The organism is Salinivibrio kushneri (assembly GCF_005280275.1).
Lineage (GTDB): Bacteria > Pseudomonadota > Gammaproteobacteria > Enterobacterales > Vibrionaceae > Salinivibrio > Salinivibrio kushneri.
Genome location: NZ_CP040021.1, coordinates 2,155,530 through 2,170,649, shown reverse-complemented (window position 1 = coordinate 2,170,649; position 15,120 = coordinate 2,155,530). Strand labels below are relative to the sequence as shown.

General features: G+C 51.5%; 17 protein-coding genes. All 17 read left to right on the top strand.

Going from position 1 to position 15,120, the window contains the following annotated elements; genetic code table 11:
- The first annotated feature begins 41 nt into the window (after positions 1-41).
- The gene (gene iscR, locus FCN78_RS10150; protein ID WP_069363256.1) at positions 42-563 is read left to right on the top strand and encodes a Fe-S cluster assembly transcriptional regulator IscR; all 522 of its coding nucleotides are present in this window, start codon (positions 42-44) and stop codon (positions 561-563) included.
- A 30-nt stretch (positions 564-593) separates the two neighbouring features.
- Positions 594-1,808 (top strand): IscS subfamily cysteine desulfurase, encoded by a 1,215-nt coding sequence (locus tag FCN78_RS10145; protein ID WP_069363255.1) that lies wholly within the window; start codon positions 594-596, stop codon positions 1,806-1,808.
- Positions 1,809-1,861: 53 nt separating this feature from the next.
- Complete coding sequence (iscU, locus tag FCN78_RS10140; RefSeq protein ID WP_069363254.1) at positions 1,862-2,245, top strand: Fe-S cluster assembly scaffold IscU; 384 nt, start codon at positions 1,862-1,864, stop codon at positions 2,243-2,245.
- 20 nt (positions 2,246-2,265) lie between these two features.
- Positions 2,266-2,589: an iron-sulfur cluster assembly protein IscA gene (iscA, locus tag FCN78_RS10135; protein ID WP_046075008.1), complete on the top strand. Its 324-nt coding sequence runs from the start codon at positions 2,266-2,268 to the stop codon at positions 2,587-2,589.
- Positions 2,590-2,602: 13 nt separating this feature from the next.
- The gene (hscB, locus tag FCN78_RS10130; RefSeq protein WP_069363253.1) at positions 2,603-3,115 is read left to right on the top strand and encodes a co-chaperone HscB; all 513 of its coding nucleotides are present in this window, start codon (positions 2,603-2,605) and stop codon (positions 3,113-3,115) included.
- Positions 3,116-3,158: 43 nt separating this feature from the next.
- Positions 3,159-5,009, top strand: a complete 1,851-nt coding sequence (gene hscA / locus FCN78_RS10125) for a Fe-S protein assembly chaperone HscA (RefSeq protein WP_069363252.1) — start codon at positions 3,159-3,161, stop codon at positions 5,007-5,009.
- Positions 5,010-5,011: 2 nt separating this feature from the next.
- Positions 5,012-5,350, top strand: coding sequence for an ISC system 2Fe-2S type ferredoxin (gene fdx / locus FCN78_RS10120; RefSeq protein WP_069363251.1), 339 nt, complete (start codon positions 5,012-5,014; stop codon positions 5,348-5,350).
- Between the two features lie 29 nt (positions 5,351-5,379).
- Positions 5,380-5,580, top strand: a complete 201-nt coding sequence (iscX, locus tag FCN78_RS10115; protein ID WP_046075004.1) for a Fe-S cluster assembly protein IscX — start codon at positions 5,380-5,382, stop codon at positions 5,578-5,580.
- A gap of 201 nt (positions 5,581-5,781) precedes the next feature.
- Positions 5,782-7,077 (top strand): aminopeptidase PepB, encoded by a 1,296-nt coding sequence (gene pepB, locus FCN78_RS10110; protein WP_077484564.1) that lies wholly within the window; start codon positions 5,782-5,784, stop codon positions 7,075-7,077.
- 149 nt (positions 7,078-7,226) lie between these two features.
- Positions 7,227-7,655 carry a nucleoside-diphosphate kinase gene (gene ndk / locus FCN78_RS10105; RefSeq protein ID WP_069363249.1) on the top strand — a complete coding sequence of 143 codons (429 nt, stop codon included), beginning with the start codon at positions 7,227-7,229 and terminating at the stop codon, positions 7,653-7,655.
- Between the two features lie 248 nt (positions 7,656-7,903).
- Complete coding sequence (rlmN, locus tag FCN78_RS10100; protein ID WP_077600236.1) at positions 7,904-9,025, top strand: dual-specificity RNA methyltransferase RlmN; 1,122 nt, start codon at positions 7,904-7,906, stop codon at positions 9,023-9,025.
- Between the two features lie 24 nt (positions 9,026-9,049).
- Positions 9,050-9,805, top strand: a complete 756-nt coding sequence (gene pilW, locus FCN78_RS10095) for a type IV pilus biogenesis/stability protein PilW (protein WP_069363247.1) — start codon at positions 9,050-9,052, stop codon at positions 9,803-9,805.
- On the top strand, positions 9,795-10,793 hold the full coding sequence (rodZ, locus tag FCN78_RS10090; protein ID WP_077659372.1) for a cytoskeleton protein RodZ: 999 nt from the start codon (positions 9,795-9,797) through the stop codon (positions 10,791-10,793). The genes pilW and rodZ overlap by 11 nt, the downstream gene beginning before the upstream one ends.
- 15 nt (positions 10,794-10,808) lie before the next feature.
- Positions 10,809-11,936 carry a flavodoxin-dependent (E)-4-hydroxy-3-methylbut-2-enyl-diphosphate synthase gene (ispG, locus tag FCN78_RS10085; RefSeq protein ID WP_069363245.1) on the top strand — a complete coding sequence of 376 codons (1,128 nt, stop codon included), beginning with the start codon at positions 10,809-10,811 and terminating at the stop codon, positions 11,934-11,936.
- Positions 11,937-11,988: 52 nt separating this feature from the next.
- Entirely contained in the window at positions 11,989-13,257 is a 1,269-nt protein-coding gene (gene hisS, locus FCN78_RS10080; RefSeq protein ID WP_069363244.1) for a histidine--tRNA ligase, read from the top strand.
- A gap of 11 nt (positions 13,258-13,268) precedes the next feature.
- The gene (locus FCN78_RS10075; protein WP_077484573.1) at positions 13,269-13,862 is read left to right on the top strand and encodes a YfgM family protein; all 594 of its coding nucleotides are present in this window, start codon (positions 13,269-13,271) and stop codon (positions 13,860-13,862) included.
- Positions 13,863-13,871: 9 nt separating this feature from the next.
- On the top strand, positions 13,872-15,029 hold the full coding sequence (bamB, locus tag FCN78_RS10070; protein ID WP_077659371.1) for an outer membrane protein assembly factor BamB: 1,158 nt from the start codon (positions 13,872-13,874) through the stop codon (positions 15,027-15,029).
- The last annotated feature ends 91 nt before the right edge of the window (positions 15,030-15,120 follow it).

Sequence of the window (15,120 nt, the reverse complement as noted above, 5' to 3'; positions counted from 1 at the left end):
ATGTAACTATCTGAGCATCTATTCACCACAGGTAGCGTGTTATGAGATTGACTTCGAAAGGCCGTTATGCGGTTACCGCCATGCTCGATGTGGCGCTTCATGCCGAGCAGGGTCCTGTACCACTGGCGGACATCTCTGAGCGTCAAGGCATTTCCTTGTCTTATCTTGAGCAACTTTTTTCACGGCTCCGCAAGTCGGGGTTAGTGACGAGTGTCCGTGGTCCCGGCGGCGGATATCGCCTCGGTATTGCGGCAAATGACATTGCCGTGGGTGCGGTCATTGCCGCCGTTGACGAATCTGTCGATGCGACCAAGTGCCAAGGTAAAGCGGATTGCCAAGGCGGCACCCGTTGTTTAACACATACTCTGTGGCACGACTTGAGTGCCCGAATTAGCGGCTTTTTAAACGACATCACGCTCGGTGAGCTGATGCATGATAATGAAGTGAAGCAAGTAGCAGATCGTCAGGACGCTAAACTGGATGCCTCATTGGCGCCCAGAAATACATTTAGCTCGAAGGTCAAACAAGATAGCGCCACCATAGGCGTGAACGTTCGCTCCTGATGACCAATGTCGGTGTAATTGGAGAAAAACATGAAATTGCCCATTTATTTTGATTATTCAGCCACGTGTCCGGTCGATCCGCGCGTTGCTGAAAAAATGAGTCAGTACCTGACCATGGACGGGTTTTTTGGTAACCCGGCCTCTCGCTCACACCGCTTTGGCTGGCAAGCAGAAGAAGCGGTTGATACAGCGCGTGAGAACATTGCCAACTACTGCAATGCTGACCCGCGTGAGATCGTGTTTACCTCTGGGGCGACTGAGTCAGACAACTTGGCCATCAAAGGTATTGCTAATTTCTACTCCAAGAAAGGCAAGCACATTATTACCTGCAAGACCGAGCATAAAGCCGTGCTTGACCCTTGCCGTCAATTGGAGCGTGAAGGCTTTGAGGTGACCTATCTTGAGCCGGAAGAAAATGGCTTAGTTGATCTGAAGAAGCTCGACGCAGCCATGCGTGACGATACGATTTTAGTGTCAATCATGCACGTGAACAACGAAATTGGCGTGATTCAAGATATCTCTGCGATTGGCGAACTTTGCCGCGAACGCAAGATTATGTTCCACGTCGATGCGGCACAGTCAGTGGGTAAAGTGCCATTGGACGTCAAAGAGATGAAAATCGATTTGATCTCGTTCAGCGCACACAAAGCGTATGGCCCGAAAGGCATTGGTGCTTTGTACGTTCGCCGTAAGCCACGCGTGCGCATTGAAGCGCAAATGCATGGTGGTGGTCACGAGCGTGGCATGCGTTCAGGCACATTGCCAACCCACCAAATCGTGGGTATGGGCGAAGCATTCCGTATCGCCAAAGAAGAGCGCGAAAAAGACTTTGAGCATGCACTGGCGCTACGCAACCGCTTTTATGAAGGCGTGAAAGATTTAGAAGAAGTTTACGTCAATGGTGATTTGGAGCAGCGTGTTCCACATAACCTAAATGTGAGCTTTGCATTTGTCGAAGGCGAGTCTTTGCTGATGGCACTGAAAGATCTGGCGGTATCGTCAGGGTCTGCGTGTACCTCAGCAAGCCTAGAACCTTCCTATGTGCTTCGTGCGCTTGGACGCGACGATGAGCTAGCACATAGCTCGCTGCGCTTCTCATTTGGTCGCTTTACGACCGAAGAAGAAGTGGATTATGCGATTGAGAAAGTGCGTGAAGCAGTCAACAAGCTGCGTGAAATGTCACCACTTTGGGACATGTACAAAGACGGTATCGATTTAAGTACCGTTGAATGGGCGCACCACTAACTCGAATAACGCGCCAGCTGGCAACAGTGAGCAATCATATTGAGGAAACGATTATGGCTTACAGCGATAAAGTAATTGACCACTACGAAAACCCACGTAACGTTGGCTCGTTTGAGAAAGGCGACCCATCGATTGGTAATGGCATGGTCGGTGCCCCTGCGTGTGGCGACGTCATGAAGCTACAAATCAAGGTGAATGACGAAGGCATCATTGAAGACGCCAAGTTTAAAACCTACGGCTGCGGCTCGGCAATTGCCTCGAGCTCGCTGGTTACCGAGTGGGTGAAAGGCCGCTCGATTGACGACGCTGCGGCGATCAAAAACTCTGAGATCGCTGAAGAACTAGAGCTGCCACCGGTTAAGGTGCACTGCTCAATCTTGGCGGAAGATGCCATTAAAGCAGCGGTCAGTGATTACAAGAAAAAACACCAGCAGTAAAACGAAGGGGTTGTTGATATATGGCTATTACCATGACTCAGGCGGCAGCAGATCGCGTCAGAGCGTTTCTCAATAACCGCGGCAAAGGCATTGGCTTGCGCCTAGGTGTGAGAACGTCAGGATGTTCAGGCATGGCCTATGTACTCGAATTTGCGGATGAGCTGCAAGAAGGCGATCAGGTTTTTGAGTACGATGATGTCAAGGTAATCGTCGATGGTAAGAGCCTGCTCTATCTCGAAGGGACAGAGCTGGATTTTGTCAAAGAAGGCTTGAATGAAGGTTTTCAATTCAACAACCCTAACGTGAGTAGTGAATGTGGTTGTGGCGAAAGCTTCAACGTGTAATCCGTGAGAGCACATGAATCATTTTGAACTTTTCGAGCTACCGTATCAGTTTGAGCTGGACGGTAGCTCGCTTTCTTCAACGTTTCGGGAATTGCAGCGCCAGTACCATCCCGATAATGTTGCCAGCCAAGACGAGAAAACACGTCTGCAGGCGGTACAGAAAGCATCGCAAGTAAATGACGCGTTTCAGACGTTAAAAGATCCGGTTCGACGCGCTGAGTATATGCTGACGTTGCAAGGCATTGACTTAAAAGACGAACAGCAAACCATGCAGGATCCTGAGTTTCTGATGCAGCAAATGACGTTGCGTGAAGAACTCGAGTCGATTACCGATAATCAAGATGAAGCGGCGCTGTTTGATTTTGGTGAAAAAGCCCAGTCGCTCTACGACACATTGATTCTCGAGGTTAAACAGGCATTGGCTGCGTCACAGTGGCTAGAGGCCGCCGTGATTGTGCGCAAACTCAAGTTCGCAGAAAAGCTTCGCCATGAAGTGGAGCGTGTCGAAGATCAGCTGATGAGTTGATCGCCCTTTCGCCTGTCAACGCAGTAAAGTTTAAGGATTAGACATGGCACTGTTACAAATTTCAGAGCCCGGTCAAAGTGCCGCGCCGCATGAGCACAAACACGCGGTCGGCATCGATTTGGGTACCACCAACACCTTGGTGGCCACGGTACGAAGCGGTACCGCAACCACCTTGAACGACGAGCAAGATCGGCCACTGATCCCTTCTGTGGTCCATTATGGTGATGATGCCATTTCCGTAGGCTATGATGCCCTCCCGTATGTGCAAACGGATAGCGCCAATACATTGGTGTCTGTCAAACGCATGATGGGACGTTCATTAGACGATGTGCAAGCGCGTTATCCGCAACTTCCTTATCAGTTTTCACAAACCGAAAATGGCTTGCCACAAGTGGAAACCCGTCGTGGCGCGATTAATCCGGTGCAAGGCTCGTCCGATATCTTACGCACTGTGCGCGAACGTGCGGAAAAAAGTTTGGGCGACGCGCTTGAAGGTGTGGTGATCACCGTACCCGCCTATTTTGATGACGCACAACGTGCGGGGACTAAAGATGCGGCGAAGCTGGCAGGCCTCAACGTGCTGCGTTTGCTTAACGAGCCTACCGCTGCGGCGATTGCGTATGGTCTTGATTCAGGCCAAGAAGGGGTGATTGCGGTCTATGATTTGGGCGGCGGCACCTTTGATATCTCGATTCTACGTCTGTCTCAGGGCGTGTTTGAGGTGATGGCGACCGGTGGTGATTCCGCGTTGGGCGGTGATGATTTTGATCATCTGCTCGAGCAATGGATTTGTGAGCAAGCCGGGTTTGACACCCTCAGTGGCGATCAGCGCCGCACCGTGCTGCACGCGGCGACGCAGGCGAAAATTGCCCTTTCTTCTGCTGACAGCGCGTCCATCGATGTGCTGGGCTGGCAAGGCGAGCTGAGCCGTGAAACGTTCGATCAATTGGTTGCCCCACTTATCAAGAAAACCCTGATGTCATGTCGCCGTGCATTAAAAGATGCTGGTGTCAGTGCTGATGAGGTGTTGGAAGTGGTGATGGTAGGCGGCTCGACTCGAGTGCCCGCTGTACGTGAACAGGTTGGCTCGTTTTTCGGTCGTGAACCTTTGACCAGCATCGATCCCGATAAAGTGGTGGCCGTTGGCGCCGCGACGCAAGCCGATATTTTGGTGGGTAACAAGCCAGACTCTGACATGTTGTTGTTGGATGTGATCCCGCTTTCTCTTGGTATTGAAACCATGGGCGGTTTGGTGGAGAAAATTATCCCTCGCAACACCACCATTCCTGTGGCAAAAGCCCAAGAATTCACCACGTTTAAAGATGGCCAAACCGGCATGAAAGTGCATGTGGTACAAGGCGAGCGTGAAATGGTGGACGATTGTCGTTCACTGGCACAATTTAGTCTCAAAGGCATCCCACCAATGACGGCGGGGGCGGCCCATGTTCGCGTCACCTATCAAGTGGACGCTGATGGTTTGTTGTCCGTCACGGCGATGGAAAAGTCCACCGAAGTGGAAGCGTCTATCCAAGTGAAGCCTTCTTATGGTTTGAGTGATGATGAGATTGCCACCATGATCAAATCGTCATTCACCCACGCGGAAGAAGATAAAGATGCCCGCTATTTGGCGGAGCAGCGTGTGGAAGCCGATCGTGTGATCGAAGGCTTGTTGGTTGCTATGCAGCAAGACGGGGATAACCTGCTCAATGCTGACGAGCAGCAAGCGTTGGTGAAAGAAATAGAAGCTTTGATTGCCTTGCGCAATGGTGATGATAGCGCCGCCATTGAAGCTGGGATCAAAGCATTAGACAAAGCCAGCCAGACTTTTGCGGCACGCCGCATGGATCAATCGATTCGCAATGCGTTGGCCGGCCAATCCATTGATGAGGTGTAATCATGCCTAAGATTATTGTTCTGCCGCACCACGAGCTATGCCCAGAAGGTGCGGAACTGGAAGGGAAAGAAGGGGAAACTGTCCTCGATGTGGCGTTGAAAAATGGCATTGGCATTGAGCACGCGTGTGAAAAGTCTTGCGCGTGTACCACCTGCCATGTGGTGATCCGTGAGGGGTTTGACTCGTTGGATGAAAGCGATGAGCTTGAAGATGACATGCTCGATAAAGCATGGGGGCTTGAGCCGGAGTCACGCTTGGGTTGCCAAGCCAAAATTACCGACGAAGATCTGGTGGTAGAGATCCCGCGCTATACCTTGAATCACGCAGCCGAAAATCATTAATCTAACGCTGCAACGGACGGAGAAGCAAGATGAGCTTAAAATGGACAGACTCACTCGATATTGCTATTGAGCTTTGTGACGCCTACCCAGATGTCGATCCGACAACGGTTCGCTTTACCGATTTACATCAGTGGATCACCGAGTTGGATGATTTTGATGATGATCCTGAGCGTTCCAATGAACGCATCCTCGAGGCGATCATTATGTGCTGGATGGATGAGCGAGACTGAGGGCTAGCTCTCGTGAGTGATTGATGATGCTTGTGTTATCGTCACCGGCTCGGCACAGTACCCGTGGCCAATAAAACATACATTCAAAGCGGGCCAATAGGCTCGCTTTTTTCATATTGCTGAGGCGTCCAGGCGTTTGCCTGAGGGCTCAGTGAGACACGCTGTACAGCAAAAGCAGCGAGACAGTACAAGGAGTGCAACATGTCAGATACATTAAAGGTTATTCTGTCGCATCAACCGGCGGCGCCACAGTGGGGCGATAATGCGCTGGTCTCTTTTGACACCGACAAAGCGGTGATCCATGCCTCCAACGATGCCAATCAGCGAGACAAGGTACAACAAGCGGCGCGCAAGCTTGAAGGGCAAGGCGTCCCGGCTCTGACCTTGACCGGGGAGCATTGGGATCTTGAATTAGTGTGGGCATTTTACCAAGGGCTTCGCGGGCCCAAGAATAAGGTCGCCTTTACGCAGACCGTGTTGAACGAGGACGATACGCAAGAGTTCGAGCTTCGACAAACCGTAGGTGACTGGGTGCGCGATATCATCAACCAAACCGCAGAAGAAGTCGGCCCGCATCAGCTGGTGGCACGTGCAGGGGAATTTGTGAAATCCATGGCACCCGATCAGGTCACTTATAAAATCATTTCCGGTACCGACCTGTTAGAAAAAGGCTGGAATGGCATTTATACCGTCGGTCGTGGCTCCGCGCGCAAGCCAACCATGTTACAACTTGACTATAACCCGACAGGGGATCCGGACGCGCCTGTGTATGCGTGTTTGGTGGGTAAAGGGATCACCTTTGATTCTGGCGGCTACAGCATTAAAGGCTCTGACTTTATGACCACCATGAAAGCAGACATGGGCGGTTCAGCGACGGCGACCGGAGCACTGGCAATGGCAATTGCCAAAGGGTTGAATAAGCGCGTTAAATTGGTACTTTGCTGTGCCGAGAATATGATCTCAAGCAGCGCTTACAAACTGGGCGATATCATTACTTACAAAAATGGTGTGACGGTTGAAGTGCTCAATACCGATGCGGAAGGGCGCTTGGTACTCGCTGATGGCTTGATGTATGCCAGCGAGCAAAAACCTGAACTGCTGATTGATTGCGCCACGCTCACCGGATCGGCAAAAGCGGCACTGGGTAACGATTACCACGCCCTGTTTAGTTTTGATGATGAGCTCGCCCATCGCACGCTTGATGCGGCGCAAAAAGAAGGCGAGGGCATGTGGCCATTGCCACTGGCGGAGTTCCACCGTCAGCTACTTCCTTCTTCGTTTGCCGATATCGCCAATGCGTCAATGGGGGCGTATATGCCGGGTGCGAGCACCGCAGCAGCATTCCTTTCCTATTTTGTAGAAGACTACCAAAAAGGATGGATGCACGTTGATTGCTCGGGCACCTATCGTAAAGCGGCCAACGACAAGTGGGCTGTTGGTGCGACTGGCATGGGCGTGAAAACCTTGGCGCGTGTATTGCTCGACCAAGCGAAATAAACCTTCGACACGTCGGGTGAAAGGTTAACAAAATTTTGTGTGAGTTAACGCTTCACCCGATTGGTCATAGGGACAGAGGACGAAATTTGCTAGGGTAGGCGCGTTGTTGCCCCTAGCGGGCGAGATTCAGACAGTGAAAGGACAAGCGAATGACCATTGAACGCACTTTTTCTATCGTTAAACCTGATGCCGTAGAGCGTAATTTGATTGGCACGCTTTATCAGCGTATCGAAAGTGCAGGTTTGCGTATCGTGGCGGCGAAAATGCTCCATCTTAGCAAAGAGCAGGCAGAAGGATTTTATGCCGAACATCAAGGGAAGCCTTTCTTTGAGTCCCTGGTTGGGTTCATGACATCAGGCCCTATCATGGTGCAAGTACTCGAAGGCGAGCACGCGATCAGCCGCTACCGTGAATTGATGGGAAAAACCAACCCAGAAGAAGCAGCTTGCGGCACCTTGCGTGCTGACTATGCGGAAAGCATGCAATACAACTCGGTGCATGGTTCTGATAGCCCAGCCTCGGCAGAGCGCGAAATTGCGTACTTTTTCACCGCGGATGAAATTCATCCTCGCTGCTAAATCAAGCACCTGCTATTTAATCTTCCAAAAGAGGCATTAGCCTCTTTTTTTCTGCCTATCGATATCAGACGACCACATTGAATAACCCCGCGGTTAGAGAGTGGAAACTGTGATCTAAAGCCTGTACAATTTCGCGCCTTAAGCGCGTCCCGAGGTGATATATTGGCTATGATCAAGGTCAGGTATCGGCACGCGTGAGGCGATGATTCAGTCTTACCACCTAGCTAGTTCTTACGAGGCAACCCCCAATGACGACAGAGAAAGTTAATCTGCTTGATTTTGACAGGCAAGGATTGCGTGCCTACTTCGCTGATGAGCTCGGCGAAAAAGCCTTCCGTGCTGACCAAGTCATGAAGTGGATGTATCACTTTGGTTGCGACGACTTCGATGAAATGAACAACATCAACAAGAAGTTGCGTGAGAAGCTCAAGCGGGTGGCAGAAATTAAAGCCCCAGCAGTCAGTGAAGCGCATTACTCTCAAGATGGCACCATCAAATGGGCAATGCGTGTGGGCGGTCAAGACGTGGAAACCGTGTATATCCCCGAAGATGACCGCGCGACTCTGTGTGTCTCCTCTCAGGTAGGCTGTGCGCTTGATTGCAAGTTCTGCTCAACCGGGGCGCAAGGTTTTAACCGCAACTTGCGTGTGTCTGAGATCATCGGACAGGTATGGCGTGCGTCAAAAGAGATTGGCATTGAGAAAGAGACGGGTCGTCGTCCGATCACCAACGTGGTGATGATGGGCATGGGAGAGCCGCTGCTCAACATGAAAAACCTTCTCCCTTCTCTGAATTTGATGCTCGACGACAATGCTTATGGCTTATCTAAGCGCCGAGTCACCGTGTCGACATCGGGCGTGGTCTCTGGCTTGGAGCAAATGATTGGCAAAATCGATGTCGCCTTGGCCATCTCACTGCATGCGCCGAACGATGAGCTGCGTAGCCAAATTATGCCGATTAACGATCGTTGGGATATTGAGGCCTTTTTAGATGCGGTACACCGTTATATTGAAACCTCAAATGCCAACCGCGGCCGTGTGACGGTAGAATATATTTTGCTCGATCATGTCAATGACTACATGGAGCATGCGCGCCAACTCGCAGAGCTATTAAAAGACACCCCAGCGAAGATTAACCTGATCCCATTTAACCCGTATCCTGGATCGCCATTCAACAAGCCGAGCAATTCTCGTATTGATAGGTTTATGAAAACCTTAATGGAATACGACTTTACGGTGACGGTACGTAAAACACGGGGCGACGACATTGATGCAGCATGTGGTCAACTTGCCGGTGACATTGTCGACCGAACCAAGCGTGCCGAGAAGCGACTGGGCGCACAGGAGGTGATCCCTGTTCGACCCGTCTAACTGAGAGGGTGATAAGGGGATGGCATGACAAAAACGGTTTGGGTATTGGGCGTGCTGATGGCGTTGGCTGGATGTTCATCGTCAGGTTCGCCGCACAGCGAGACGAAATTTGATAAGATTCAAGCCGCAGAGGCGCGCATTGCACTGGGATTAGGCTATCTAAACAGTGATCGCTATCAACAAGCGCAGCAAAACTTGCAGCAAGCGCGCCAATATGCGCCTAACTACTATCGCACCTCGCTGTCGATGGCGTATTATCAACAACGTGTCGGTGAAAACGACAAAGCGGATCGCTTATATCAACAAGCGTTAGCGCAAGCGTCTGAAAAAGGTGATGTGTATAACAATTACGGTGTTTTCTTGTGCGAACAACAGCGATTTGCCGCGGCGAATGACGCATTTTTGCAAGCAGTCGTACAACCGTATTATCATCGTGTGTCAGACAGTTATGAAAACGCGGCGTTTTGTCAGCTAAAAGCTGGCCACGTAGAACGCGCAAAAGCCTTGTTTAGCAAAGCGGTTGATCACGACCCGCTGAATGTCCGTGCTGGTTTACAACTTGCCAAATTAGAAATAGATACCGGGCAAGTGGCAGAGGCCGTCGCACGTATCAAGCGGCTCCACCAACGTGTTGGTGTTCAGCCTGCAGGACTGTTATTGCTAGTGAAAGCGTATCAGCAACAAGGCTACACGGAGCGAGCTGCCCATGACGCTCAGCGATTGGCGCAACGGTTTCCAGAATCCAAAGAATATCAATTGTACCTAGCGAATGAATACTGAACAGACGGAAGAACAAGCGCAATCTGATACCCAACCTGCGCCCGGGGAAGTATTAAAGCAAGCGCGAGAGAAAATGGGCTGGAGTGTTCGAGATGTGGCTGACCGACTTCGGTTGCGGGTCAGCGTCATTGAGGATCTTGAACAAAACAATCCGGACATGGATCAATTGGCCACGTTTACACGTGGCTATTTGCGATCCTATGCCAAGCTGATGCAAATCGACGCGGATCAGCTTTTAGGTAATAGCAATATGGAAGCAAGCAGTACGGCCACCGTACAAAAAATGCAAAGCTTCTCGCGCAAAACACGGCGGCAAAAAAGTGAAAGCCGCCTGATGTGGTTGTCTTGGGTGATCATCGCTATTGCGGTCGGGATCACGGGTGTGTGGTATTGGCAGAACCAGCAGGCCATGACGTCTGTGCCGACACAGCTGGATAGCCAGCAAGCGGATGAACTTGTCACTACGCCATCAGAGCAAGATAGCGCGATGGTTGCCGCAGAGGCACCGGCGATGGCCGAGCCTGCGATGACAGATTCGACGGCCTCACAAGGGGCGGAGTTACAAGAAACTGACACACAAGATACCGCGAACGAGCCGGTATCTAATCAGGAGAACCGCTCAGGGTCGACGGAGCCAGAATCAGCTTCGGCGGTTGAGCCGGGGCAAACGAACGAGGCGACGACACAAACTGAACCTGAGGCACAATCAACGGCAGCGTCTGAGGATGAAGCCCCCGCCAGTACGGTCAATAATCGTCTAGTGATGACCTTTAGTGGTGATTGCTGGATAGATGTGCGAGATGCCAATGGCGAACGACTGGCAACCGGGATAAAATCTGAGGGTGAGCAAGTGACCTTAACGGGTGACATCCCGTATCAATTGGTATTGGGTGCTCCCAGCGTGGTGAAAATCACCTTTAATGGCGACAACATTGATCTTGATGGCTTCCCAACCGGTCAAGTGGCTCGGTTGCGCCTTCCGCAGTAATCAGAGAACGTCGATATGCACAACGAAACTCCCATTAAACGCCGTCCCTCAACGCGCATCAACGTCGGCAATGTGCCGATTGGTGATGGCGCGCCGATTGCCGTGCAATCTATGACCAATACGCGAACCACAGATGTGGCCGCTACTGTGGCACAAATCAAAGCGCTAGAAGGGGTGGGGGCAGATATCGTTCGGGTATCGGTACCCACCATGGACGCGGCGGAAGCGTTTAAAGAGATTAAAGCGCAAACCTCGATCCCTTTGGTCGCAGACATCCACTTTGACTACCGCATTGCATTAAAAGTGGCGGAGTATGGTGTCGACTGTTTGCGTATCAACCCAGGGAATATTGGTAAAGAAGAGCGCATTCGGGCGGTGGTGGATGCCGCACGTGACAAAAACATTCCAATCCGGATTGGTGTCAATGGCGGCTCACTGGAGCGCGATCTGCAAGAAAAGTACGGAGAGCCAACCTCTGATGCTTTAGTCGAATCGGCCATGCGTCATGTCGATATCCTTGACCGTCTTAACTTTGACCAATTTAAAGTCAGTGTGAAAGCGTCAGATGTCTTCCTAGCGGTTGAGTCTTATCGCAAACTCGCGCAGCAAATCGATCAGCCCCTTCACCTTGGTATCACCGAGGCCGGTGGCGCGCGTGCTGGTGCGGTTAAGTCATCCGTTGGTTTGGGGATGCTATTGGCGGAAGGTATTGGTGATACCTTGCGTGTATCACTCGCCGCCGATCCGGTCGAAGAAATCAAAGTCGGCTTCGATATTCTTAAATCACTGCGTATCCGCTCTCGCGGTGTGAACTTTATTGCCTGTCCGAGTTGTTCACGTCAAGAGTTTGATGTGATTGGTACGGTTAATGCGCTCGAGCAGCGCGTGGAAGACATACTGACCCCAATGGATGTCTCTGTGATTGGTTGTGTGGTCAATGGCCCGGGTGAAGCCGAAGCGTCTCACCTCGGCTTGGCAGGGGGTAACAAGCGCAGTGCTTATTACCTCGATGGTAAACGCCAAAAAGAGCGCTTTAATAACGACAACTTGGTGGATGAGCTGGAGGCCAAAATCCGCGCCAAAGCGGCGATGATGGATGAACGCAACCGCATCAAGGTGTCTCAAATCGATCAAGAAGGCTAAGCCGTTAGGCGGCCTTCTCCCCTTTTATATCATTTCGGTAACGGAAGTTAACGTGGCTAAAACAATTCAAGCAATTCGAGGCATGAATGACTGCCTCCCGTCTCAATCTCCTTTATGGCAAAAGCTCGAATCTACCATTAAAAACGTAGTGAGCGCTTACGGCTATAGTGAAGTTCGCATGCCTATTGTGGAAGCGACGCATTTGTTTAGCCGTGCCATTGGTGAAGTGACAGACGTTGTCGAAAAAGAAATGTATACCTTCGATGACCGCAATGGTGACAGTCTCACTTTGCGCCCTGAAGGGACAGCAGGTTGTGTCCGAGCCGGGATTGAAAATGGCCTGCTGTACAACCAAGAGCATCGTCTTTGGTACATCGGACCAATGTTCCGTCATGAGCGTCCGCAAAAAGGCCGCTATCGCCAGTTCCACCAATTTGGTGTGGAAGTCTTTGGCCTCAATGGCCCAGACGTGGATGCTGAGTTAATCATGATGACCGCACGTATGTGGCGCGAGCTGGGCATTGCGGAACATGTGCGATTGGAGCTTAACTCAATCGGCTCACCACAAGCGCGTGCGAATTATCGTCAAGCGCTGGTGGACTTTTTGATGCAACACGAATCTGTGTTGGATGAAGACAGCAAGCGCCGCATGCAGACCAACCCATTGCGCGTGCTAGATACCAAAAACGCAGACATCCAAGCCATTCTAGTGGATGCGCCTCAGCTCGGTGACTACCTGGATGACGAATCAAAACAGCATTTTGCGCGCTTGTGTGAACTCTTGGACGCGGCAGGTATCGAATACCAAGTAAACCACCGTTTGGTACGTGGTCTCGACTACTACAACCGGACCGTGTTTGAGTGGATCACTGATAGCTTGGGTGCGCAAGGCACGGTGTGCGGTGGTGGCCGTTATGACGGCTTGGTTGAGCAACTCGGCGGCAAGGCAACCCCTGCTGTTGGGTTTGCAATGGGCTTAGAGCGTCTGGTTCTAATGCTGGAAAACCTTAACCAAGATGATGTCCGCCCGGCAGTGGATGTGTATATGGTCACAGCCGGCGAAGGAGCCATGGCTGTGGGGATGAAACTGGCGGAGCGCTTACGCGAGCAGGTGCCAGGGCTACGTGTGATGTCGCACTTCGGCGGTGGTAGCTTTAAGAAACAGTTTAAGCGCGCGGACAAAGTCGGCGCCTCTGTGGCGCTGGTGTTAGGCGAAGATGAAGTCGCCAACGGCACAGTGGCGTTAAAAGATTTGAAAGGCGGCGAGCAACAAACACTGAATCAGGATGAGATCGCCGCGTCACTAAAAGCATTGATTTAAGAGGACAGAACGTGGACGTCTACACCACAGAAGAGCAGCAGGTTGAAGCCATTAAAAAGTGGTGGCGAGACAATGGTAAGGCCGTTGTAATCGGTGCCGTTGTCGGTTTGGGTGCGTTATATGGTTGGCGTTATTTCCAGTCACAGCAACTGGCGAACCAAGCGCAAGCCTCGCAGCAATATGAACAGGTGCTAAGTGGCATTGAAAGCGGTGATACTGTGTCACTGAGCGAGCTAGAAGGCCATGAAGGTTATCGTGCCTTGGCGGCATTACAGCTGGCGCAAAAGCATGTTGCGCAAGGAGAGCTGGACAGTGCCCAGGCGCAACTCAAAAAAGCGCAGCAAGCCGTGAAAGATGACGCCCTGTATGGACTTGTCACCACACGACTGGCGCGCGTTGAGGCAGAGTTGGAAAATTATTCAGCCGCATTGAACGAACTCGACAAAGTGACCGCCGAAAGCTGGACGGCGAAAGTGGCAGAGATCCGTGGTGACGTCTTGCTTCGTCAGGGCGACAAGCAGGCAGCGCGAGACGCGTATGCAGCGTCATTGGCGGCGGCGGAAAGCCCAACCGTTAACATGAAGCTTGATAATCTGAGTCAATAAGGTCGTGGTATGAAAAAACGATTATGGCGTATGGCTGCAATGGCCACGACCATGGCGATACTGGCAGGCTGTGCCGGTGAAGAAGATGTGGTGCAAATGGCGCCGCTGCCTTCAGTGACTAATGAGATTTCATCAACCCAGCATTGGCAGGCACAAGTGGGTGACGGGGTCGGCCAATACTATTCCGCGCTCCAGCCTACCGTGGCGTATGACAAAGTGTTTGCGGCGGACCGCCAAGGTTTAGTCGCCGCCTTTGATTTAGAAAGCGGTGACGCTGTCTGGCAACAGTCGGTACAAACCGAGACACTGGCGTTGCTTTCTGGCGGCTTGAGCGCCTCATACGGCAAAGTGTATGTGGGCGGTGAAACCGGTCAAGTTTACGCACTGGATGCCGAAACTGGCGAGCGGGTTTGGCAACAGAACGTGAATGGTGAAGTACTGGCCAAGCCTTTGGTGGAAGCTGGGTTGGTGATCGTTAATACCAGCCGTGGTGAGTTAGTGGCACTGGATGCAGAATCGGGCGAGCCACAGTGGAATAACGCTAATGATGTGCCGAACTTGAGCCTACGCGGTGAAAGTGCGCCAGTGACTATTTCCGGCGGGGTATTCTGGGGGATGGCCAATGGACGTCTAGGCGCGGCCATGATCGAAACCGGCCGCTCAATTTGGCAGATCCCTATCTCGACCCCAAAAGGGGCGACCGAGATTGACCGCTTAGTGGATGTGGATGCGACCCCAGTAATCAATGGCGACCGTTTGTATGCAGTAGGCTATAATGGCCAATTAGTCTCTATTGATTTGCGCTCAGGGAAAGCAGCGTGGAAGCGGGATTTTTCCTCTGCTAAAGACTTCCTAGTCGCAGGCAATAGTATTTATCTTATTGATGATAAAGATAATGTCGTTGCGTTAGATGCGCGTAACGGCCTAGAAAAGTGGCGCAATACACAGCTAGCTTACCGTATCTTAACCGCACCTGCGGCAAGCGGCGGCTATCTGGTGGTCGGCGACAGCCAAGGCTACTTGCACTGGCTTGACCCGCAAACGGGTGACTTTGTCGCGCAACAATCTCTAGAAGGGAACGGGATTGCAGTTGCACCGGTGCAAACCGATGATGGCTATATTGTGATCACCCGTGATGGTCAACTGAGAAAGCTGAGTATCGAGTAAGCGAAGCCATCCAGTTCTATATTTAGGCTCCTGGCTGCCAAGACAGTCGGGAGCCTTGTTTATTAATAAAGCGAATGAAAAGAAGAGGTCT